Source organism: Candidatus Tisiphia endosymbiont of Melanophora roralis, assembly GCF_964026575.1.
GTDB lineage: Bacteria > Pseudomonadota > Alphaproteobacteria > Rickettsiales > Rickettsiaceae > Tisiphia.
The window spans coordinates 1,254,984-1,277,628 of sequence record NZ_OZ032161.1 but is presented as its reverse complement, the minus strand read 5'-3'; the positions used below and the strand labels follow the sequence as shown (position 1 = coordinate 1,277,628).

At 34.6% G+C, this 22,645-nt stretch carries 16 protein-coding genes; all 16 read left to right on the top strand.

Annotated features, from left to right (window positions below; translation table 11 throughout):
* The first annotated feature begins 5 nt into the window (after nt 1–5).
* The 16 genes from rplR to AAGD53_RS06010 all read left to right on the top strand — a co-directional run bounded on the left by rplR (nt 6) and on the right by AAGD53_RS06010 (nt 22,570).
* Nucleotides 6–362: a 50S ribosomal protein L18 gene (gene rplR / locus AAGD53_RS06090; protein ID WP_341762585.1), complete on the top strand. Its 357-nt coding sequence runs from the start codon at nt 6–8 to the stop codon at nt 360–362.
* Nucleotides 363–377: 15 nt separating this feature from the next.
* The gene (gene rpsE / locus AAGD53_RS06085; RefSeq protein ID WP_341762584.1) at nt 378–932 is read left to right on the top strand and encodes a 30S ribosomal protein S5; all 555 of its coding nucleotides are present in this window, start codon (nt 378–380) and stop codon (nt 930–932) included.
* A gap of 235 nt (nt 933–1,167) precedes the next feature.
* Nucleotides 1,168–1,377 (top strand): 50S ribosomal protein L30, encoded by a 210-nt coding sequence (gene rpmD, locus AAGD53_RS06080; RefSeq protein WP_341761527.1) that lies wholly within the window; start codon nt 1,168–1,170, stop codon nt 1,375–1,377.
* Between the two features lie 20 nt (nt 1,378–1,397).
* On the top strand, nt 1,398–1,853 hold the full coding sequence (gene rplO / locus AAGD53_RS06075; RefSeq protein WP_341762583.1) for a 50S ribosomal protein L15: 456 nt from the start codon (nt 1,398–1,400) through the stop codon (nt 1,851–1,853).
* A 3-nt stretch (nt 1,854–1,856) separates the two neighbouring features.
* Nucleotides 1,857–3,158 (top strand): preprotein translocase subunit SecY, encoded by a 1,302-nt coding sequence (gene secY, locus AAGD53_RS06070; protein WP_341762582.1) that lies wholly within the window; start codon nt 1,857–1,859, stop codon nt 3,156–3,158.
* A gap of 96 nt (nt 3,159–3,254) precedes the next feature.
* A complete protein-coding gene (locus AAGD53_RS06065) occupies nt 3,255–3,893 on the top strand; it encodes an adenylate kinase (protein ID WP_341763435.1) in 639 nt (212 codons plus the stop codon).
* A 61-nt stretch (nt 3,894–3,954) separates the two neighbouring features.
* A complete protein-coding gene (rpsM, locus tag AAGD53_RS06060) occupies nt 3,955–4,332 on the top strand; it encodes a 30S ribosomal protein S13 (RefSeq protein ID WP_341761524.1) in 378 nt (125 codons plus the stop codon).
* 12 nt (nt 4,333–4,344) lie between these two features.
* Nucleotides 4,345–4,731, top strand: a complete 387-nt coding sequence (gene rpsK / locus AAGD53_RS06055) for a 30S ribosomal protein S11 (RefSeq protein ID WP_341763434.1) — start codon at nt 4,345–4,347, stop codon at nt 4,729–4,731.
* A 15-nt stretch (nt 4,732–4,746) separates the two neighbouring features.
* On the top strand, nt 4,747–5,766 hold the full coding sequence (locus AAGD53_RS06050; protein WP_341762581.1) for a DNA-directed RNA polymerase subunit alpha: 1,020 nt from the start codon (nt 4,747–4,749) through the stop codon (nt 5,764–5,766).
* A gap of 269 nt (nt 5,767–6,035) precedes the next feature.
* On the top strand, nt 6,036–6,455 hold the full coding sequence (gene rplQ / locus AAGD53_RS06045) for a 50S ribosomal protein L17 (protein WP_341761522.1): 420 nt from the start codon (nt 6,036–6,038) through the stop codon (nt 6,453–6,455).
* A 24-nt stretch (nt 6,456–6,479) separates the two neighbouring features.
* Nucleotides 6,480–6,743 (top strand): 30S ribosomal protein S20, encoded by a 264-nt coding sequence (gene rpsT, locus AAGD53_RS06040; protein WP_341761521.1) that lies wholly within the window; start codon nt 6,480–6,482, stop codon nt 6,741–6,743.
* A gap of 530 nt (nt 6,744–7,273) precedes the next feature.
* Nucleotides 7,274–7,654, top strand: coding sequence for a hypothetical protein (locus tag AAGD53_RS06035; protein ID WP_341762580.1), 381 nt, complete (start codon nt 7,274–7,276; stop codon nt 7,652–7,654).
* Between the two features lie 177 nt (nt 7,655–7,831).
* Nucleotides 7,832–8,638 (top strand): glycosyltransferase family 2 protein, encoded by an 807-nt coding sequence (locus tag AAGD53_RS06030; protein WP_341762579.1) that lies wholly within the window; start codon nt 7,832–7,834, stop codon nt 8,636–8,638.
* A gap of 517 nt (nt 8,639–9,155) precedes the next feature.
* On the top strand, nt 9,156–10,274 hold the full coding sequence (locus AAGD53_RS06025) for an efflux RND transporter periplasmic adaptor subunit (protein ID WP_341762578.1): 1,119 nt from the start codon (nt 9,156–9,158) through the stop codon (nt 10,272–10,274).
* Nucleotides 10,275–10,396: 122 nt separating this feature from the next.
* Complete coding sequence (locus AAGD53_RS06020; RefSeq protein WP_341762577.1) at nt 10,397–18,574, top strand: hypothetical protein; 8,178 nt, start codon at nt 10,397–10,399, stop codon at nt 18,572–18,574.
* A gap of 987 nt (nt 18,575–19,561) precedes the next feature.
* Nucleotides 19,562–22,570: an efflux RND transporter permease subunit gene (locus AAGD53_RS06010; RefSeq protein ID WP_341762576.1), complete on the top strand. Its 3,009-nt coding sequence runs from the start codon at nt 19,562–19,564 to the stop codon at nt 22,568–22,570.
* Nucleotides 22,571–22,645 lie beyond the last annotated feature (75 nt).

Below are 22,645 nucleotides of genomic sequence, written 5' to 3'. Positions count from 1 at the left end.
TAAATATGCGTAGTTCAAAGTTAAAGTTTGATATAAGAAAGGCTAGAGTGAGGTCTAAGATATCAAAGGTATCAAACAGACTCAGGCTGTCTATTTTTAAGTCTGGAAAGCACATATATGCACAAGTCATAGATGACAAACAATCAATAACTATTGCATCTGCTTCGACTTTAGATAAAGAAATTAGACAGTTAAAAAAATCCAACTGTAATATTGGTACAGCCACGAAAGTAGGTGGTTTAATAGGCGAAAGAGCATCGCTTAAAGGGGTACAAGAAGTTGTATTCGATAAGGGTGGTTATAAATATCATGGTGTTGTTAAGGCTTTAGCTGATGCAGCAAGAAAAAAAATGAAATTTTAATTTTAGGTTTAAGAAATGGCTAAAGCTAAAAAAAATACGGGTGAAGCACTAACAGAAACTTTGGTGGATGTAAACAGAGTTACTAAAGTAGTAAAGGGGGGTAGAAAATTCTCTTTTTCTGCTTGTATTGTTGCTGGTGATAAAGCCGGTAAGGTTGGTTATGGTCATGGTAAGGCGAAAGAGGTAACAGAAGCTAGAGCTAAGGCTACTCAAGAAGCAAGGAAAGATATGATTAAAATTCCTTTTTATCAAAATAGGACTATTCATCATGATGTCATTGGTAAAAGCGGAGCAGCTAAAGTCATTTTAAGAAGAGCCAAGGCAGGTACTGGTGTTATCGCTGGTGGTGCTATGAGAGCAATTTTTGATTCTTTAGGAGTTCATGATATTGTTGCCAAATCTTTGGGTTCTAGTAATGTATATGCGATGATTGCTGCAACTTTTGATGCATTATCTCAACTCTCTTCTCCAAAGAATATTGCTGAAAGGAGAGGAAAAAGAATAAATGAGGTATCAACTAAATCTACAAAAGGGCAACAAATCATATCAGAACCAAGTGTGCAAGTTTAAATAGTGTAATAGTCCTTTCGGCGTAGACTCATGGGTGTCAACTTAAGAAGTTTCGATGTCATTCTCGCGTAGGTAGCAGAATCTAAAAAATAACCTGCAAAGGCTATTAACCCCAATTCGGGATAAGAATTAACTAATTCTTATCCCGAATTTGCGTGTGAATGGGGTTTGGAAGCAATGGGCTATAGTGAGTCTTTATATTTAAAGTAAAGTAATAATTGGGTTGTAGGAATTTATGAGTAGTAATCAAGAAAAAGTGAATGAGGCAAAGGTTAAAGTTACCCAAATTGGTAGTAGTATAGGTCGTAAATATGATCAGGAAGAAACCTTGGTAGGTTTGGGTCTAAATAAAATGCATAAATCTGTTATTTTGAAAGATACAAACTCTGTTAGAGGGATGATCAAGAAGGTACGACATTTGTTAAAAGTAGAAAATATAAATTAGAATAAATTAGAGTTTAGAAAATGAAATTAAATGAGTTATCTAACAATTTTGGTGCCAAGAGAGATAAAAAAAGAGTAGGTCGCGGTATTGGCAGTGGTAAAGGTAAAACATGTGGCAGAGGTGTTAAGGGGCAGAAATCTAGATCTGGTGTAGCTATCAAGGGTTTTGAAGGGGGGCAGATGCCTATGATTAAAAGATTGCCAAAGAGAGGCTTTAACTGTCCTAGTTCTAAGAAATATAGTGTAGTAAATATTGCTGATATAGAATTTTTAATAGCAGAAAATCGTTTGAACTCAACAGAAGTTGTAACAAAAGAGAGATTAGTTGAAGTCGGGTTAATTAAGAATACTAAATTATTGGTTAAATTACTATCTGTTAGAAATGGTGAATTTAATAGTCCCTTATCATTTCAATTAGATGCTTATTCTGCTTCTGCTAAGAAGTTAATAGAACAAGTTGGTGGTCAAATATTGTAATTTATGAGTTTAAATTCCACACAAAAATCTAATAAAGACTTAGTTAATAGGATTATTTTTACTATTTTGGCTCTTATAGTATGTAGATTTGGGTCATTTATTCCTATAGCGGGTATTGATTCGGTTGCGTTAAGCAGTGTGGCTGAACAAAATCAATCTGGTATACTTGGTATGTTTAATATGCTATCTGGGGGGTCTCTAGGTAGAATGTCTATTTTTGCTTTAGCAATTATGCCATATATAACTGCTTCAATTATCATTCAATTAATGTCAATAGCCTACAAGCCTTTAGAGAATTTAAAAAAAGAAGGTGAGGTTGGTAAAAGGAAAATCAATCAATTATCTAGATATTTAACTGTTTTATTAGCCTCTTTTCAGGCATATGGTGTTGCAGTAAGTTTGGAACATGTTGTAACTAATGTAGGTCCAGTAGTTATTATACCGGGGCTTTTTTTCAAGGTTACTACCGTTATTACTTTAGTTGTAGGTACTATGTTCTTAATGTGGCTTGGTGAACAGATTACTGGTAGAGGTATTGGTAATGGATCGTCCTTGATTATATTTATAGGTATAGTGTCGGGTGTACCAAGTGCTATTATAAGCATGTTTGAGTTGTCAAGAAGTGGTGGTTTGTCTCCGATAGTAGTTATGGCTATTTGTTTAGGAGTTATTGTAATTATAGCTATAATAATTTTCTTTGAGAAGGCACAGAGAAAAGTTTTGGTACAATATCCAAAGAGACAAGTTGGCAATAAAATTTATGGTGGTGATTCGACTCATATGCCTCTTAAACTTAATACTTCTGGGGTAATTCCGCCAATATTTGCTAGTTCGATTTTGTTGTTTCCTGTGACAATAGCTAATTTTTCTAGCAATAATTCAGAAATTATGAGTTTATTAACTTTCCATCTAGGGCATGGGAAGCCTTTATATATTTTGTTGTATGTTGCGTTGATAATGTTTTTTAGTTTTTTTTATACAGCAGTAGTTTTTAATTCAGAAGAAACAGCAAATAATTTAAGAAAGTATGGGGCATATATTCCTGGCAAAAGACCTGGTAAGAATACTGCGGAATATTTTGATTATTTGTTAACTAGGTTAACTGTAATAGGTGGTATATATCTTAGTTTTATATGTATAGTTCCTGAAATGTTAATGAATAAATACGCCGTATCTTTTGCCTTAGGGGGTACAAGTTTTTTAATTGTTGTTAATGTTGTTCTAGATACATTTGTACAAATTCAAACTCATTTATTTAGCAGTAAGTATGAGGGATTAATTAAAAAAATGAAGTTAAAAAACTAACTGATATTATAAAAAAACAATTCTTTAAAGCAAAAAATTATACATTTTAACTTAGTGGAGGGTATATATTATGTTATGTTTAAAGAAGAGTTTCAAATGATTATAGTGCTTATAGGGTCTCCTGGTTCAGGGAAGGGAACTCAAGGGCAGTTATTGGCAAGAAAGTTAAATTTACCTCATGTGTCTACTGGCGATATATTCAGACAAATGGTAAAGGTTAATAACAAGGATGGTTTGTTAATTAAAGAGTATATGGCACAAGGAAAACTTGTCCCTCCTAAATTGGTGAATAATGTAGTTAAGGAGTTTTTAACTCAGGATATATATAAAAACGGTTATGTGCTAGATGGTTATCCTCGTAATTTAGAGCAAGCTAATTTTTTAAGAATGTTTGCTAATCAAAAGATTAAAGTTGTGTTTTTTGACATAGACGATCAAGTGATTATCAAGAGGATTTTAGGTAGGTTTAATTGTGAGAATTGTGGACAAATTTATAATAGTTATTTTATTAAACCTAAGGTTGATAATGTCTGTGATGTTTGTGGGTCAGATAAGTTTATGCACAGACAAGATGATGATGAACAGACTATTAAGCAAAGAATAGAAGAATATAAAATAGAAACTTATCCGTTACTTCACTATTATAGAGATAATAGTGAATTCTATGTTGTTGATGCAAATAAGGATAAAGAAGAAGTAGAGCTTGTTTTATATAAAGTATTAAAAATGATTTGACTTTAAGGGATATTTTTATATTATTCCCTTTTGGTTATTATCGAAATTTTGGAGATTATTTGTGGCAAGAATAGCGAGTGTTAATATTCCAGCAAACAAAAGATTAGTAGTGAGCTTAACATATATTTATGGGCTTGGTTTTTCTGCTGCAGAAGAGATTTGTCAAAAAACTGGAATATCTGCAAGTAAAAGGGTCAAAGACTTAACAGATCAAGAACTTATTATTTTACGTAATATTATTGAAAAAGAATATAAAGTAGAAGGTGATTTAAGAAGAGAAGTGAATCTTAATATCAAGAAGAAAAAGGATATTAGAAGTTACCAAGGTCTTAGACATATAAGAAAGTTGCCTGTTCGAGGTCAGAATACTCATTCTAATGCTCGAACAAGAAAAGGTAAAGCTGTTGCGATTGCCGGTAAGAAAAAAGTTACAAAGTAATATGGTATAATGATGAGTCAGGCTAATACTAAGGTCAAGAAAAAAAGAAAAAATATTACTCTTGGCGTTGTTCATATAAAGACAACTTTTAATAATACTATTGTTACTTTTACGGATGTACAAGGTAATGCTATAGCTTTTTCAACAGCAGGTACACATGGTTTTAAGGGGGCTAGAAAAGCTACGCCTTATGCTGCTCAAATAACTGTTGATAAAGCCTCAGAAGTTGCAAAAGAACACGGTCTGAAAACTGTTTCAATTAGAGTGCAAGGTGCAGGATCTCAAAGGGAATCGGCTATGCGTGCGGTATTTAGTCAAAATTTTATAGTTACGTCAGTTTTAGATGTTTCGTCTGTTGCACATAACGGTGTTAGAGCACCAAAAAGAAGAAGAGTATAGGGGCATAGGTAAATAATGTTATCATTAAATAAAAACTGGAGTGCATTAATAAAACCTTCTAAGATAGTTTATGACAGTCCTGATAAGAGTAGTAATATAGTAAAAATTGTGGTTGAACCTTTAGAGAGAGGCTTTGGTTTAACAATAGGTAATGCTATGAGGAGAATTCTACTCTCATCTCTTCAGGGTGCTGCAATAACATCAATAAAGATACTAGGGGTGGTGCATGAATTTTCTGCTATACCTGGGGTTAAGGAAGATTTAGTTGATGTAGTTTTGAATCTTAAGTCTGTGGTCATTAAGATGCATTCTTCAGAAAGAAAGATTGTCAGATTAAGTGCTACTGGTCCTTGCGTTGTAACTGCTGGGATGATTGGAACAGGGCATGATGTGGAGGTACTAACCCCTAATCATGTGATTTGTACTTTGGCAAAAGGGGCTCAGCTTGAAATGGAATTAGTGTGTGAGACGGGAAAAGGGTATGTTCCCGCTGCAAGCAGCGTTGGTTCGGAATTAGCTATTGGCGTTATCCCAATAGATGCGTTATTCAGTCCTGTAAGAAAGGTTACCTATAAAGTTGATAATACACGTGTTGGTCAAGTTACAGATTATGACAAATTGATTATGACCGTTGAAACTAATGGTAGTATTTCTCCGGAGATGTCTATAGCACTTGCTGCTAGAATTTTGCAAGATCAGTTGCAATTATTTATTACATTTGAAGAACAAACAGAAGATAAACAGGATAAGTTAGAAGAATTAGCATTTAATCCAGCGTTGTTGAAGAAAGTTGAGGAATTAGAATTATCTGTTAGATCTCAGAATTGTTTAAAGAATGAAAATATAATTTATATAGGCGATCTTGTTATCAAAACAGAAACAGAAATGCTTAGAACTCAAAACTTTGGTAGAAAGTCTCTTAATGAGATTAAGGATATATTATCAGGCTTTGGTTTAAAATTTGGTATGGACATACCAGGATGGCCTCCAGAAAATATTCAGGAGCTATCTAAGCGTTATGAAGATCCATATTAATAAAACCTGAATTAGATGTAACAAGTTATATCTAATTCAGGGATACATATAGAAACAATCAGGTTTGAAGCGATTCTTTACCTGATTGTTAAGTATTAATTTGCTAATAATTTTATTTTTATACGATATAAAAATAAGATTATTAGCGGTAATAGATTAAAATGCATTCGTAGAATCGCTTCAAGAATGCATTTTTCCTTATAACAAGCCAATTCGATATAAGAATTAACAATTCTTATATCGAATTGAGGTTAATAAAAGGTAACAACATGCGACATAAAATTAAGGGTAGAAAGCTTAATAGAACAAGTAGTCATAGACAGGCGATGTTTGCTAATATGGCCGCTGCACTTGTGATGAATGAGCAAATAAAAACAACTTTACCTAAGGCTAAAGAGCTTAGACCATATATTGAAGTGCTGGTAACTAAGGCCAAGAAATCTGATTTAGCGACTAGAAGAATGGTGCTTGCTAAAATCAAAGATAAAGTTGCTACTGAAAAACTTATTAGTGTTTTAGGCAAAAGATATAGTGAACGTCCAGGTGGTTATACTAGGATAATAAAGGCTGGTTTTCGTTATGGGGATATGGCATCAGTAGCTTATATTGAGTTCGTTGATAGAGATGTAAATAGTAAAGGCTGTATGACCCCAAAAGCAGAAAGTCATAACCATGAAGAACAAAACTAATGAATCTGTAGGAAAATAATAAATATGGCTAATCATTCATCAGCAAAAAAGGCAATAAGACAAACAATAAAAAAAACTTTAATAAATAAGAATAGGTCAAGTAGAATTAAAACTTACATAAAAAAAGTTTTGCAAGAAGTAACGCATGGCTCGAAAGAATCAGCTAAATTAGCTTTGACTGTTGCACAATCTGAAATAATGAAAGGTGTAACAAAAAACATTATCAAATTAAATACAGCCTCACGTAAAATCAGTAGATTATCTCAAAAAATTAAAAATATGAATTAGCTTCTAGCTTCTTGTGTATGCCTTCTGTGTAACCTCAGTTTGATGAAAGACAGTTTAATAGCCTAGGGTGTATTATCCCTGCCTTATTACTATTACCCACATCTCTAGATTTGTGGGACGTCGTATATGACGTCAGTAGGTTCAAATATACGACTTTTAAAAGATGTAGGTAATAGTAGGTATGCAAGTGAGGATTCGAGAACCAAAAGAAGTGTTCACGAATTGATTCCTTTTGGTAGTTTTGTTGTCAAAATTTGCTTTCGTTCCTCATGGACATATATGTACTGCTTGTGGTTACTTGGCTACTTTTTTACTCAGAAATTCCTCAATAATTATTCAATTTTTGGGTACTCCCTAAAAATAATAGACTTCTTTCGAAACTCGCTTATGCGCAAGGGTGTGAAGGAGACGCGGAACCTCGACCCGCAGCGTACTCTAATGTCACACTACTGGACAAAAGAGATGGGGTGGTTGCAAGAGCTAGTAAATAGAGTATTTTAGATTGAACACAAAAAAATCTGTGGTACTCTATGTTACTAGCCGAATTACTATATAATCATTTTGAGATGAAAGATTCAAGACTAAATACGTTCAAGAGATGGGATATCGAGGCAGCCTTTAAAGGGTGCAAAAGTAATGGTTTTAGAATGGAAGATACGCATATAAAGAGTAAAGTGCGATTAGAGAATTTTATAAAATGTTTATTTATAGCATATGCAATGGCAATAAAAATAGGAGCAATTGGAGAGCAAGAGCAACCGATAAAAATGAAGAAAACGCTAGGATGTAGGAGTTATTCTGTACTACAGTTAGGTATAAGATCAATTAAACAAGCTTATAGTCGTTCTAAGCAATTTTTTGATTCCTTAATCATAAAATTGTTTAAGTTACACTTTGTGCAACCAACCTAACCTTTTTGTCCAGTAGTGTGACTCTAATGTACGTGAGGATTCGAGTACAGACGTCGCGTACAAATCACCAGCAGAAGTAGAGTTTCGAAAGAAGTCTAATGAACATATAGACTATAGAAATGAAACCTTTACAGAAGCTAGATAGAAAATGTATGCAAGGATATAGTTGAGAGGGATATGCTAAATATTTCAGCCTTTATTATCACAAAAAACGAAGCTACTAGGATTGCAAGAGCTATCAACAGTGTTAAGGACATTGTCGAGGAGGTTATTGTTGTTGATAGTGGGAGTACTGATGATACAGTACAAATTGCTAGAAATTTAGGAGTCAAAGTGATTTCTAACGGATGGAATGGATATGTTAAACAAAAGACTTTTGGTAAAAATTTATGTCAGAATGATTGGATATTAAATATTGATGCTGATGAAGAATTGTCAAAAGAATTACAGGATGAAATAGAGTTTATATTCGCTTCAAATAATCAAGATAACTATTTAGCCTATCGCACTAAAATTGTCACATTGCACCGTAATGATGATAAGATTCGCTGCTTTGCTCCTTATAATAAATGCATCAGATTGTATAATCGTAAATATAGTAGTTTTTCTGATAATAATATTACTACCCATGATTCGGTGTTATTTAATCTAAATATTAGTTTACAAAACAAAATCTATGATTTAAATGGTATAATTTATCGCAGGCTTGGCACGTCAATTGAACAACTGGTAGCTAAAGCAAATTGCTATTCCTCTGAGCAAGCAGAAAACTTAGTTAAACTAGGTAGGAGTCCATCAAAAACAAGAATTGTTACAGAAACTATGTTTTATTTTTTTAAATCATTTTTTATAAGACGATATTGGGTGTTTGGTCTTGATGGTTTTGTTGACTCTATGATTTTTGCTTTTGCACGGTTTATAAGACTTGCTAAAGCAAGAGAGTTGTTAAATAATAAAAAAGACGATAACAACATAGAAGCGTAGATTACATAATAGCCTACAATTTTTGTAAGGTTTAGTAGCAAGCTCAGCATATAGACATAAATACAGGGCAGTTTAAAAGTCGTTACCAGTGGGTGGTATAAATTATTTAGCTGCTATCGATGTCATCCCAGCCTCGGTACGGGAAAGAAATGTTCTGAGGGGGTGTTTATAGATTGTAGACCCTTGTTTTTGCAGGGGGTGACATCAATTCTATTACTATGACTCAAACATTTCTAGATTAGCTATAATGTATATAAGGCTACACGCTAGTTATGGTTGAAACATTTCCATGTTAGCTACATTACTACTTTCTGTAAACAAAATTAAAAAATTTTAAAATAATTACTTGCATAAAATAAAATTTTACTGTATATGTGACTAGAAAACAATAAAACCGTTTGTTACGGTTCTTTTGTTATCAGAAATTATACTCAAATGATTTGAGTATAATCGAGGTTGAAAATGAATAGATTAAAGAGAAGATTAGCAATCTAATCAAAAATATGGTAAAATTCAAATGACCCTAGGGAAGATATTAATAAGTCGAAGATCCTATATATATGGACTATTATTTGTTGCAGTATCGATTGTTGTAGTGATAGTTTCTATCAAAAAAGTAGTCAGTAGACAAGCCCCAACACAGCAAGTGGACAATCAAGCTGTCGTAATTCCTGTAGAAGTGGTTAAGGCTCAATATTCAGAGGAGACAAATGATATATTGGTTACAACAGGTAAAACCTTAGCCTATGAAACACATGCAGTTAAAGTCAATACAACAGGAAGAATTAAAGAACTTGACTTGCCTATAGGTAGCTATGTTAAAAAAGGTGATATTTTAGCGGTATTAGATACCACGCAAATTGACTATCTGATTGAACTAGCAAATGAAGAGTATCGTCTTAAAGAGAAAAAAGCTAATGCGATGAAGCAGTTATTGGATAAGAACCTCATTAGATATACAGAGTATGTGAACCATAACATAGAATACCTTGATGCTAAACAAAAATATTATACATTACTTGATGAAAAAACCAATCATTATGTTGTTGCACCATTAAGTGGAATTGTTGAACGAAAACTTGTTACTGTGGGGGAGCTTGTTACACAAAAGGATAAAATAGTCGTTCTTTATGATATTCATATTATCAAGGTTGCGTTTGGTCTTGATGAAAGCGACTATCAAAAATTTAAAAGTTCGGGAGGAAGTTATGTCAACATCTATATTCCCGCTTTAAACTTAGCCCTTAAACTAAGTGATTTTAAAACTTCAGAAATTGCCCAAGATAAGAATCACTCAGTCTATATTGAGGCATTTATTCCAAATGATGATAATTCAATCATGCCGGGCTTATTTGTTAACGTAAATGTTATTTTCAATGGCAACAAGCAACGGATAAAATTGCCAAACTCAGCTGTTTTTTTTGACTCTTATTACTATGTCTATGTTATTGAGAATAATACAGCTAAAAAAGTAAGGATTGAAATAGGTGATAGTGATAGCCAAAGTGTAGAGGTAGTTAGTGGCATCAAACCCAATGACCAAGTGGTTATTTCAGGCAAGAAGGGATTGCATGACGAAGCCAAGGTTTTGATTGAAGATGAGACAACTCACTCAACAATACGAAATAGACCATAACTTATTGACGTACCGGAATCGAAACTTGACAAATTATAATAATAGTTTGGTAAATCGAGGATATTTCAATTTAATTTACAATATATTAATACTTTTTTTCATTGTTGGAGAAATAAATATAAATGAGTAAAAAAATTCAAAAACTATACTTTTTTATGATACTGTTATTCTGTAGTTCTGTTAATGCTCTTGAGAATAATGATGATAACATAGCTAAACTTAAGCAATTAAACAAAATTCAAGCAGGTGCTATACAGGACCTGAGGAGAAAGGAACTTAAGCTTCAGGAAGAGTTGAAGCAAAAAGAGCAAGAACTGGAGGAATCTCAAAATATTAATGGTAGTGGTACTTCAAATAACTCAAATTCTTCATCAAATACAGGGCAAAGAACTACAGGAAGCAATAATGTTGCTCCAGAACAGTATATTGGTAGTAATAATCGTAATACTCAAGATAATGCAAGTTCTCAAATAAATTCTAAACTATCTGTAAATGATGACAAAAATCTTGATATTGTAAAAGTTCCAAATACTGCTGATTCTATGCAGAAAACTAATCAATCACAAACTAATCAATCACAAAGTGATATAACTGGAAATTCGAACCAACAAGAAATAATGTTAGGTGATAAGAAGCAATCGAATAGTCAAATTGACCAATTGGACTCAGATGGTGAACCGCTGGAAACACGTGAAAATACTTTGAAATTTGAACTATTGCAGAGTGATATTGAAGAAGCTGAAGCAAAATTAAATGATTTGAATAATGCTTATATGGAGAAAGAATTAGCATTTGAAAAACTAGAGCAATTACAATCACAATTACCTAAACAACCAGAGATAAAAGATAATTCATTAAATCAGCTGCAAAATCAAGAAGCTCAAAAAAATGTGGCTGCTTTACAGGGTGATTTGCAGTTAGAGAAAGGGGTTGTTAAGGAAGAGTTAAAGACTCAGTTAGAAGAGACAGAAAAAAATACAAAAAATCAGCTGACAGCACTTAGTGCAGCAAAAGATTTAGGATATAATAAGTTGAATACAGATTTCCAATCTAAGTTGAATAAAGATAAAAAAGATCATGAACTAGTTCAGCAAGAATTAGTAAAAAAGGAGAAAGAAAATGAGGATTTGCAAAAGCAGATAACAACCTTAGGTAAAGATAAGGATGGCTTGGAGAATGGTTTAGTAGATGCTAGAAATAAGGCAGCAGCTTTGACTAAAGAGAAACAGGAAAAAGATAACGAATTAAAAGGGATAAAGGATGAGTTGGCTAAAACGATAGCAGCTCACGCATTAGACAAACAAGCCTTAGAGGATGGTAATAAGGAGTTGGAAAAAAACTTAGCAGATGCTAGAAAAAATGCAGAAGATTTGATTACAGCAAACGATAAAGCATTAGACGAGAAGGGTAAGTTAGCTGAAGTACTTGCGGCTCAGCAAGATACGTTAGCAAAGAATCAACAGGAACTGCTAGGTTTGAATCAAGAAAGAGAGAAGATAGCTAAAGAGCTAAAAAATTTGACTGAAGCTCAAGCAAAGAAAGAGCAGGAATTTGCAGCACAAATAGCAGCTTTGACTAAAGAGAAACAGCAGCAAGATACGGAATTACAAAAGGTACAAGCTAAGTTAGATGCAGAGGTTGAAGATCATAAAGCAAAAGAGCAAAAATTAAAAGAAGCAAATGATAAGGTCGCTAAAGATCTAGCAGATTTGACTAAAGTACAACAGGAAAAAGATAACGAATTAAAAGGGATAAAGGATGAGTTGGCTGAAACGATAGCAGCTCACGCATTAGACAAACAAAACTTAGAGAAAGAGAATAAGTTAGTGGTGGAGAGGTTTGCAAAGGCAGAAAATGAGATAGCAACTTTGATGGAACAAAAAGATGAAGTGGCTAAAGTTAAGAAGCAGTTGGAGAATAGTTTACAAGTTGCTAATAATGAAAAAGATGCTATTCAAGCTAAATTTGCTAAAGCAGAAGAATTAGAAAGGTTGGCACAGGTTGAGATAACAAAGAATCAACAGGCATTAGAATTAGCTCAGCAAGCATTAATAGAAAAGGAGAATAAATTCAAGGAAGAAAGTGGTAAGTCTCTAAATTTGCAAGGGAATATAACAGCTTTAAAAGATCAGATGGAAGCTTTGGCTAAAGAAAAACAGGAAAATGAGCAGAGAATAGGGGGGTTGATTGAAGAGTGGAAAGTAAGAGAGCAAGAATTTGAAGTAGCAAATGAGAAGGTCGCTAAAGAGGTAGCAGCTTTGACTAAAGAAACTGTTGCTTTGAATGCCACTTTGACTGAAGCTCAAAAGGCAAGAGAGCAGGCAGCTGAAGATCTAAAAGAACAACAGCAGAAAGTAACAGCTTTGAATCAAGATCTAGCAGAAAGAGAGCAAAGAATAACAGATTTGAATGCAAAACAAGATGAGATGGTTAAAGATCTAGAAGAAAAAAAGCAGGAGAATGAAGCAAAAATGGCAGCTTTGACTAAAGCTCAGGAAGAAAATGGACAGTTACAAGCAAGTAAGACAGAGTTAGAAAAGAATTTAGCGGCTTTGAAGCAAGATCATGAAGAGAGGGCTAAGCAAATGGCAACTTTGGATAAAGAAAAACAGGCAAAAGAGAAGGCAGTTAAAGAGCTAGCAGCTTTGACTCAACAAGCAAAGGATGCACAGGCTGAAATAGTAAATAAGCAACAAGAATTAGAAATAGGGAAGAGCAAATTTAAGGAAGAAAGTAAGAACCTACAAGAAAAGATGGCAGCCTTAGAGAAAGCTAAGAAGCAGTTGGAGAATAGTTTACAAGTTGCTAATAATGAAAAATATGCTATTCAAGATGAATTTGCTAAAGCACAAGAATCAGAAAGGTTGGCACAGGCTGAGATAGCAAAGAACCAACAGGCATTAGAGTCAGTTCAAAAAGAATTAGTAGAAAAGGAGAATAAATTTAAGGAAGAAAGTGAGAGGTTTGCAAAGGCAGAAAATGAGATAGCAACTTTGATGGAACAAAAAGATGAAGTGGCTAAAGTTAAGAAGCAGTTGGAGAATAGTTTACAAGTTGCTAATAATGAAAAAGATGCTATTCAAGCTAAATTTGCTAAAGCAGAAGAATTAGAAAGGTTGGCACAGGTTGAGATAACAAAGAATCAACAGGCATTAGAATTAGCTCAGCAAGAATTAGTAGAAAAGGAGAAGGAAAATGAGAGTTTGCAAGAGCAGATAACAACCTTAGGTAAAGATAAGGATGGCTTGGGGGTGGATTTAGTAGATGCTAGAAATAAGGCAGAAGCTTTGACTAAAGAAACTGTTGCTTTGAATGCCACTTTGACTGAAACTCAAAAGGCAAGAGAGCAGGCAGCTGAGGATCTAAAAGAACAACAGCAGAAAGTAACAGCTTTGACTCAAGCTCAGACAGGAAAAGATAAGCAAATAGAAGATTTGACTAAAGCAAAGGATGATGCATTAGTAGAGAAGGATAAGTTGGCTAAAGAAAAGGATGATGCATTAGCAGAACAGGCTAAGTTGGTTGAAGATGTTAAAGCTCAGGCAGAAAAAATGGTAGCTTTGAATCAAGCAAAAGATGAGGCATTAAAAGACAAGGCTAAGTTGGATGAAGAGGTTAAAGTTCATGAAAAACAAATTGAGGAGTTGACTGCAACATTGGCTGAAGAAAAACAGGCAAAAGAGAAGGCTGATAAAGATTTAGCAGATTTAACCGCAGCTCATAAAGTAAAAGAGGAAGAACTTAAAGTAGCACAGGTTCAGTTAGCTGAAGCGGTTAAAGCTCAGGCAGAAAAAGATCAGGCTATTAAAGCTCAGGAAGAAAGAATGGCGGTTTTAACTAAAGAAAAACAGGAGCAAAATGCGAAATTACAAAAGGTACAAGAGAAGTTAGATGAAGTGGTTGAAGCTCATAAAGCAAACGAGCAGGCATTAGAATTAGCTCAGAAAGAATTAGAAATAGAGAAGAACAAATTTGAGCAAGAAAGTGAGAAGTTTGCTCAAGAAAAGGAACAGTTGAAAACAGAATTAGCAAATGCTAATCAGGATAATGAGGATTTAGACGTCAAGATAGCAGCTTTGACTCAACAAGCAAAGGAGGCAGAGGATAAGTTTGCTGAATTGGAGCAAGCTCACGAAGCTGCACAGGTTGAGATAGTAAATAAGCAACAAGAATTAGAAATAGAGAAGAGCAGGTTTGAGGAAGAAAGTAAGAAGCTACAAAAAAATATAACAGATTTAGAGGATGGTAAGAAACAGTTGGAACAGAATTTAGTAAATGCTGAAAGAAAAGCAGAAGATTTGACTGCAGCAAACGATAAAGCATTAGACGAGAAGGGTAAGTTGGCTGAAGCACTTGCGGCTCAGCAAGATACGTTAGCAAAGAATCAACAGGAATATAAAGCACAAATATCAGATATAACTAACGCAAAAGATGAGGCATTAAAAGACAAGGCTAAGTTGGATGGAGAGGTTGAAGCTCATAAAAAACAAATTGCGGCTTTGAATCAAGCAAACGAGAAGGCAGTTAAAGATTTAGAAGTTCAGAAAGAACAAATTATAGCTTTGAAGCAAGAAAAAGAGCAGGCGGATAAAGGTCAGAAAGCTCTAGAAGAAAAAATTGCAGCTTTGAATCAAGCTAAGGAAGATAGGGGGAAAGAATTTGAGATTCTGCAAGAAGATAAGAAGAAGATGGAACAGAGCTTAGCAACTTTAAAACAAGAAAAAGAGCAGGTAGCTCAAGATTTGAAAGAACAACAGCAGAAAGTTATAGATTTGAATCAAGTTCAGATAGAAAGAGAACGGCAAATTGCAGCTTTAGCTGACGCTCAGCAAAAATTAGTGGAAGATAAGAACAAATTTGAGGAAGAAAGTAAGAAGTTTGCTCAAGAAAAGGAACAGTTGAAAACAGAATTAGCAAATGCTAATAAGGATAATGAGGACTTAGACGCCAAGATAGCAGCTTCGACTCAACAAGCAAAGGATGCACAGGATAAGTTTGTTGCATTGGAGCAAGCTCACGAAGCTGCACAGGCTGAGATAGTAAGGAATCAACAGGCATTAGAATCGTTTAAGAATGAATTAGCAGCAGAAAAGAACAAATTTGAAAAAGAAAGTAAAAAGTTAGCTCAGGATAAGGATAAGTTGGAGAAAAGCTTAGCAGATGCTACACAACTTGTACAAACTGAGCAAACTAAGTTGGATGATTTGCAAAAAGCTCACGCATTAGATAAACAAAGATTAGAGCAAGAGAATAAGGTAGCGGTAGAGAAGTTAGCAGAAGTTAATGAAAAATCACAACAACAGATAGAGGCTTTGACTAAAGAAAGAGATGCATTGGATGGAGTGACTACGAAGCACGCAGCTACGATAGCAGAGAGGGACAAGGAATTAGCGGATGTTAATGAAAAATTACAACAACAAGTACTTGCTTTGACTCAACAAAATGATGATACACAAGCTAAGTTAGTTGAGTTTGCTCAAATGCTTGAAGCTAATAAATTGGAAAAACAAAGGGCTCAAGATGCGATAGAAGAATTGGCACAATATAAGGATCAGTTGGAAGAAAAGTTAGCAGATGCTAAAGATGATACACTAAACAATGAAAGAAAGGCTCTTGATGATGAACATGCTAAGAATATGGAAGCCTTCGTAACAGAAGAAGAGATAATAAACAACCAGAGGAAGGATATTGATGAGGAGCATGTGCAAGCTCAGAAAGAGTTTGTAAAAGGAGAGGAGAAAAGAAATAAGCAGATAAAAGACCTTAAGGATCAGTATGCACTGGCGACCGGGCAAGCACAAAAAGAATTAAAGGGACAAATAAGTAAGCAGAAAGAAGAGAATGAGACTCAACGTCAAAAAGCTGTGACGGCATTACAAGCAACAGAGGCGGATATAATGAAGAAGAAACAAAACCTTGAGGAAGAACGTAAAAAGGCTGTGATGGCATTACAAACAATAGAGGCGGATGTAACTAAGAAGAAACAAAACCTTGAGGAAGATCGTAAAAAGGCTGTGACGGCATTACAAACAACAGAGGCGGATGTAACTAAGAAGAAACAAAACCTTGAGGAAGATCGTAAAAAGGCTGTGACGGCATTACAAACAACAGAGGCGGATGTAACTAAGAAGAAACAAAACCTTGAGGAAGATCGTAAAAAGGCTGTGACGGCATTACAAACAACAGAGGCGGATGTAACTAAGAAGAAACAAAACCTTGAGGAAGATCGTAAAAAGGCTGTGACGGCATTACAAACAACAGAGGCGGATGTAACTAAGAAGAAACAAAACCTTGAGGAAGATCGTAAAAAGGCTGTGACGGCATTACAAACAACAGAGGCGGATGTAACTAAGAAGAAACAAAACCTTGAGGAAGATCGTAAAAAGGCTGTGACGGCATTACAAACAACAGAGGCGGATGTAACTAAGAAGAAACAAAACCTTGAGGATGACCTTCAAAAGGCTGTGACGGCATTACAAACAACAGAGGCGGATATAATGAAGAAGAAACAAAACCTCGAGAATGACCTTCAAAAGGCTGTGACGGCATTACAAACAACAGAGGCGGATATAATGAAGAAGAAACAAAACCTCGAGAATGACCTTCAAAAGGCTGTGACGGCATTACAAACAACAGAGGTGGATATAATGAAGAAGAAACAAAATCTCGAGGAAGATCGTAAAAAGGCTGTGATGGCATTACAAACAACAGAGGCGGATGTAACTAAGAAGAAACAAAACCTTTATGGTGTGAAAGAGAATGGACTCAACAACAAAGCATCAGTGGAACAACAGAAAAAAAACCTTGAGGATGACCTTCAAAAGGCTGTGACGGCATTACAAGCAACAGAGGCGGATATAATGAAGAAGAAACAAAACCTTGAGGAAGAACGTAAAAAGGCTGTGATGGCATTACAAACAATAGAGGCGGATGTAACTAAGAAGAAACAAAACCTTGAGGAAGATCGTAAAAAGGCTGTGACGGCATTACAAACAACAGAGGCGGATGTAACTAAGAAGAAACAAAACCTTGAGGAAGATCGTAAAAAGGCTGTGACGGCATTACAAACAACAGAGGCGGATGTAACTAAGAAGAAACAAAACCTTGAGGAAGATCGTAAAAAGGCTGTGACGGCATTACAAACAACAGAGGCGGATGTAACTAAGAAGAAACAAAACCTTGAGGAAGATCGTAAAAAGGCTGTGACGGCATTACAAACAACAGAGGCGGATGTAACTAAGAAGAAACAAAACCTTGAGGAAGATCGTAAAAAGGCTGTGACGGCATTACAAACAACAGAGGCGGATGTAACTAAGAAGAAACAAAACCTTGAGGAAGATCGTAAAAAGGCTGTGACGGCATTACAAACAACAGAGGCGGATGTAACTAAGAAGAAACAAAACCTTGAGGAAGATCGTAAAAAGGCTGTGACGGCATTACAAACAACAGAGGCGGATGTAACTAAGAAGAAACAAAACCTTGAGGAAGATCGTAAAAAGGCTGTGACGGCATTACAAACAACAGAGGCGGATGTAACTAAGAAGAAACAAAACCTTGAGGAAGATCGTAAAAAGGCTGTGACGGCATTACAAACAACAGAGGCGGATGTAACTAAGAAGAAACAAAACCTTGAGGAAGATCGTAAAAAGGCTGTGACGGCATTACAAACAACAGAGATGGATGTAGCTAAGAAGAAACAAAACCTTGAGGGTGGGCATACACAGGCTATGAAATTCCGAGGTAGTTTCGTTAATCAACGAAACTCATCAGGAGTAAAAACAGCAAATCAAGGCTTAACTAATGTGCGAAATGAAATGAGAAAGGTACAGGGGAGCAGTACACCATTGAATAGTAATAATAACAGTGTAACCTCTAGAAGCAATCGTTCAATTAGTATATCTAGTGTAAGTAGTATAGGTAGTGTAGGTGATTTAACAAAGTCATCCGATCCATTAGAGCAGAAAGTTGCTGCAAATAACCTACTAGTGAAACAATCGAGCAACAAAACTCCAGTTGTAATCCCAAAAGCATCCCCAACTGAGGGAGAGAGTGCAGTAAAAAGAGTAATACCTGAAGCTAGTAACGTATTAAGAGAACAGAATATTCCTAAACTTGCAACCTCAAAGCAGTCTAAGGTAATTGATCCAGCGGTAGTAAAAACAAGTACTGTTGTAACTAAAGCTAAAGTTACAATCCCAGCTGCAACTAGCACAAACAATGCTAAGCCGCAACCCAACACCCAGCACTCACTACCGAGGAGAACAGGGGTGCAGGGTTCTACTAAGAATATTAGGCAGTAATATGAAGAAATTTACGGCAGTATTAAATTATAATAACCTTGGTATAAGACATCGGTTTAATAGCCTAGGGTGTCATCCCTGCGTAGGTAGCGGGATCTAAAAATGTTGAATAGTCTTCTAGGCTATTTCTTTAGACCCCTGCCTTCGCAGGGGTGACATCTATAACTGTCGAAAGTTAGTAAATACAGCTTCCCTATACGTCTATTAGCAAGAAGGCTGTAAGGTCGAGGAAGCAATCCAGTAACATCATTTATCTATAGATTGTTTCCTAGATTGCTTCGCTTACGCTCGCTAATAGACGCTGTGGTATAAGTGTTTGTAAACTTTCGATAGTTGTGGGGTGACATTGAAGTAGATGTAGAGGTGACATCCTTAATAAGGATGATGCTGAATCTAGTATTAATTTGTTACATCGAGTTGAGAATATAATAGACTTCTTTCGAAACTCTACTTCTGCTGGTGATTTGTACGCGACTCATCTTCGAGATAAATATGAGCAGAAATTATGCTATAGAACGTGAGTATTATGCGACGAGTGGAGTGTAGAATTAAATTCTCGTTACTGACTACATTTTTTCACCTGTGGAATTTTATAATAAAGAAATACTGATAAAAGTGTACTTTAATGACAAGAGTTTTTATTTGAAACAAAACAATGGTAATACACATAAGAAGCATTATGTTGACTAATTTTTAGTATGTCAAGTAGAAAAGTGATGTTTACATGACTACAAACTTCATACCAAAACCACTGCGAACCTGATTCTTTAGACGTTTCAAGCACTTTTTCGTCTCGAAGATGAGACGCGACGTCTGTACTCGAATCCTCACGTACATTAGAGTACGCTGCGGGTCGAGGTTCCGCGTCTCCTTCACACCCTTGCGCATAAGCGAGTTTCGAAAGAAGTCTAATAAAGAATTATTATGAAATTTTTTTACAACTTTTAATTATAGATTTTAAACTACTATGAATCTTTGGACTCTCTTATGATAAAAAAATTGTTGGAACATAGTAGCTTCTTTATTGTGATAAATATTGTGGTTGTGCTATTTGGTATATACTCATATTTGCAGCTGAAAATTCAACTTTTACCAAACATTCCTGTTTCAAATATTTACATTTCTATTGTTAACCCGAATGTAAAGCCGGACCTGATAGAGAAATATACTACCAAACCTTTTGAGGAAGTTTTTTCACACATTGATGGTCTTAAGTCGATTATTGCTATTAGTCAGTTAGGAGAGAGTAAAATAACTCTAAGCATTGTCAAAAAAGTTCCTATAGAACAAGCAATTAATCAAGTTAGAGATTTGATACTAAAAAATAAGGCTCTCCTGCCAGAGGGGGCTAAAGAGCCTATAATATCTACTGAAAGCTTTTCTGTTTTACCAATGATGTATATTGCGGTGAGTTCTAAGAACAATGTATCAGCTACTGCTGATGATATTGAGTTGATCAAAAAAAAGCTTAAATATGTCGATGGTGTAGCCAATACATCTAGTTTTGGTATGACTGAAAAAGTGATCAATATCGATATTGATCCTGAAAAGATTGCAAAATATTATATTCCGTTAGATAGTATTCTTGCTTCGTTAACACTACAAAACAGTGATTTCTCTGGTGGTAAGTTATCAAATCAATATAAAACAGAGTATATTTCTTTTGGTACAGCAATTAATAAGTTGAGTGATTTTGGTGAAATCAATTTAGAAAGTAATAATGTTGCTATAAAATTAAAAAATATTGCCAGCATTACAATATCAGATAAAGAAGCACTTAGCCTTGCTTATTTTGGTATGGATAAAATTGTTTTATTAGGTATTTTTGCTAAGTCGGATGCAAATCCAATCGATGTATCAAAGAGTGTAAAACATTTCCTAGAACATTATGAAAAAGCCAATCCCCAATTTATCTTTCAGGTTATTATCGATGATAGCCAAGATATTTTACAAGCATTTCAAGAAGTAAGAAAAACTTTGCTTGAATCGGTCTTGTTGGTGTCAGTAATTGTTTTACTGCTAATGGGATCATTGCGATATTCAATTATCGCAATTTGTGCAATTCCAGTTTCGCTTGCAGCTTGTTTTGTTATGCTGTACTTATGTGGTTTTACACTCAATGCCATAACAATGTTGGCTATGGTACTGGCTATAGGGTTAGTGGTTGACGACTCTATTGTAGTGATTGAAAATGCTGAACATTATTATCGGAAGAATAAAGATGCTTTAACTAGTATATTGCAAGCAATTTATAGTCTTTTTTTATCTGTTTTAATATTGATGTTTACGCTAGTAGTAATATATGTCCCTATTTTGTTTATTAAAGGAGAAGTAGGAAAAATTTTGCAGGAATTTGCTTTGTCAGTAATTGCTTGTTTAGTGATGTCCTTTATCGTTGCATTTACCTTAACACCCATATTGTTTTTAAAACTAGCAAATAATACGCATGAAAGCAAATTTGTTCAAATTGTTAATAAGACATTGGATATGATTACATACAAATATCAGGAGTCTTTATTTTTTATTATACGCCATGCCAAAATATTTTTATCCTTGGTGGCTGTCGTTGTAGCGGCTGGTACATATGTTGCAGTTAACAATATGAAAATAGAAATTGAGCCATTTGAAAAAAAAGATATGCTTATACTTACTAACACCTTTATGGTTAATACCAATTTAAGTTACATCCATCACTATATGGAGAAAATTACTAAAGTAATCAAGGATAATGATAATATTAAATATACTCTGAGTATTGAAGAATCACCACGTTCAACGATTTGGTTGATATTAAAAGATAAAACTAAAGCAGTACAAACATTGCATGAAATTGAAGCTAAACTAGCAAAAATAGCAGTGGGTGGAGATATTTCAGTGAAATTTGCTCAAGGGAAAAATGCTGGTTCAGCAAAGGGTAACGTTGAGTTAAGCTTTTATGTCAATAACCAATCATCCATGGAGAATGCTTGGCAGGCTGTTCATTTTATACAGACTAACTCAAAAGATTTATTTACTAATGTTATAGCTATTGAGGCTTCACCTGTACAAGATTATAAAATTTGGTGTAATCAAGATAAGTTATTTAAATATGGTTTAAGTCAGAAAGATATATCAAGTACGTTAGACATTCTGTTTAATGCTAGGAAGATAGGGAGCTTTAAGCACTATGATAATAGCTATGATGTCATCGCTAAATCAGATCCTAAATTTGGCAAAACACTAAGTAATATACAAAATATGTTCATTACAACACAGAAAAATGGAGAAAACCTTATTCAGCTTAAGGATATATGTGATATTAATAGGGTGAATACCGTTAATCAAATTATGCGTTATAATGAGCAATATTCCATTGAAGTAATTGCCACTGCTAAACATGGTATTAAATTGCAGGATGCAGTTCATTTTATTAATCAGTTAAACAGCAAGTTACCAAATGATAGTGATATTAGCTATAGTGAGCAAACGCAAATACTTATTGATTCAACATCATCATTTACAGTACTAATTTTACTATCTGTACTTGGACTCTACTTATTAATGTTTGCACGTTTTAACGACTCAATTCTATCACTGTTTATTTTAGTTGGGGGAATTCCAGCCGCTTTAAGTGTAGCATTATTAAGCTTATATTTTTCTCAAGGGGGATTAAATATATATACGCAAATATCACTTATCACATTAGCAGGATTAATGACTAAGCATAGTGTGTTGTTATGTAGTGCAATGCATCAGAAGGGACAAAGAACTCTAAAAACAATATTAACAGCGGCAACATCAAGAATCAGGGCAATTTTAATTACTTCTTTAGCTATGAGTATTGGTTTGTTGTCACTTTTCTTTGATAATGGCAACTATGCCAATAGTCGTTTTCAAATGGCTATAGTTTTGGTAACAGGGATTGTTGTTGGGTCGATATTAACACTTTATGTAACACCTTTGCTTTATGTTGGTTTTCATCAACTGTCGAAAGTTAGAAGAGCTAGGGAGCAGTAGTAAAAGCTATTAGTTTAATATATAAAAGATAGCTTTAATTATACAGGATAATGATAGCACAAATATTAACCCCAC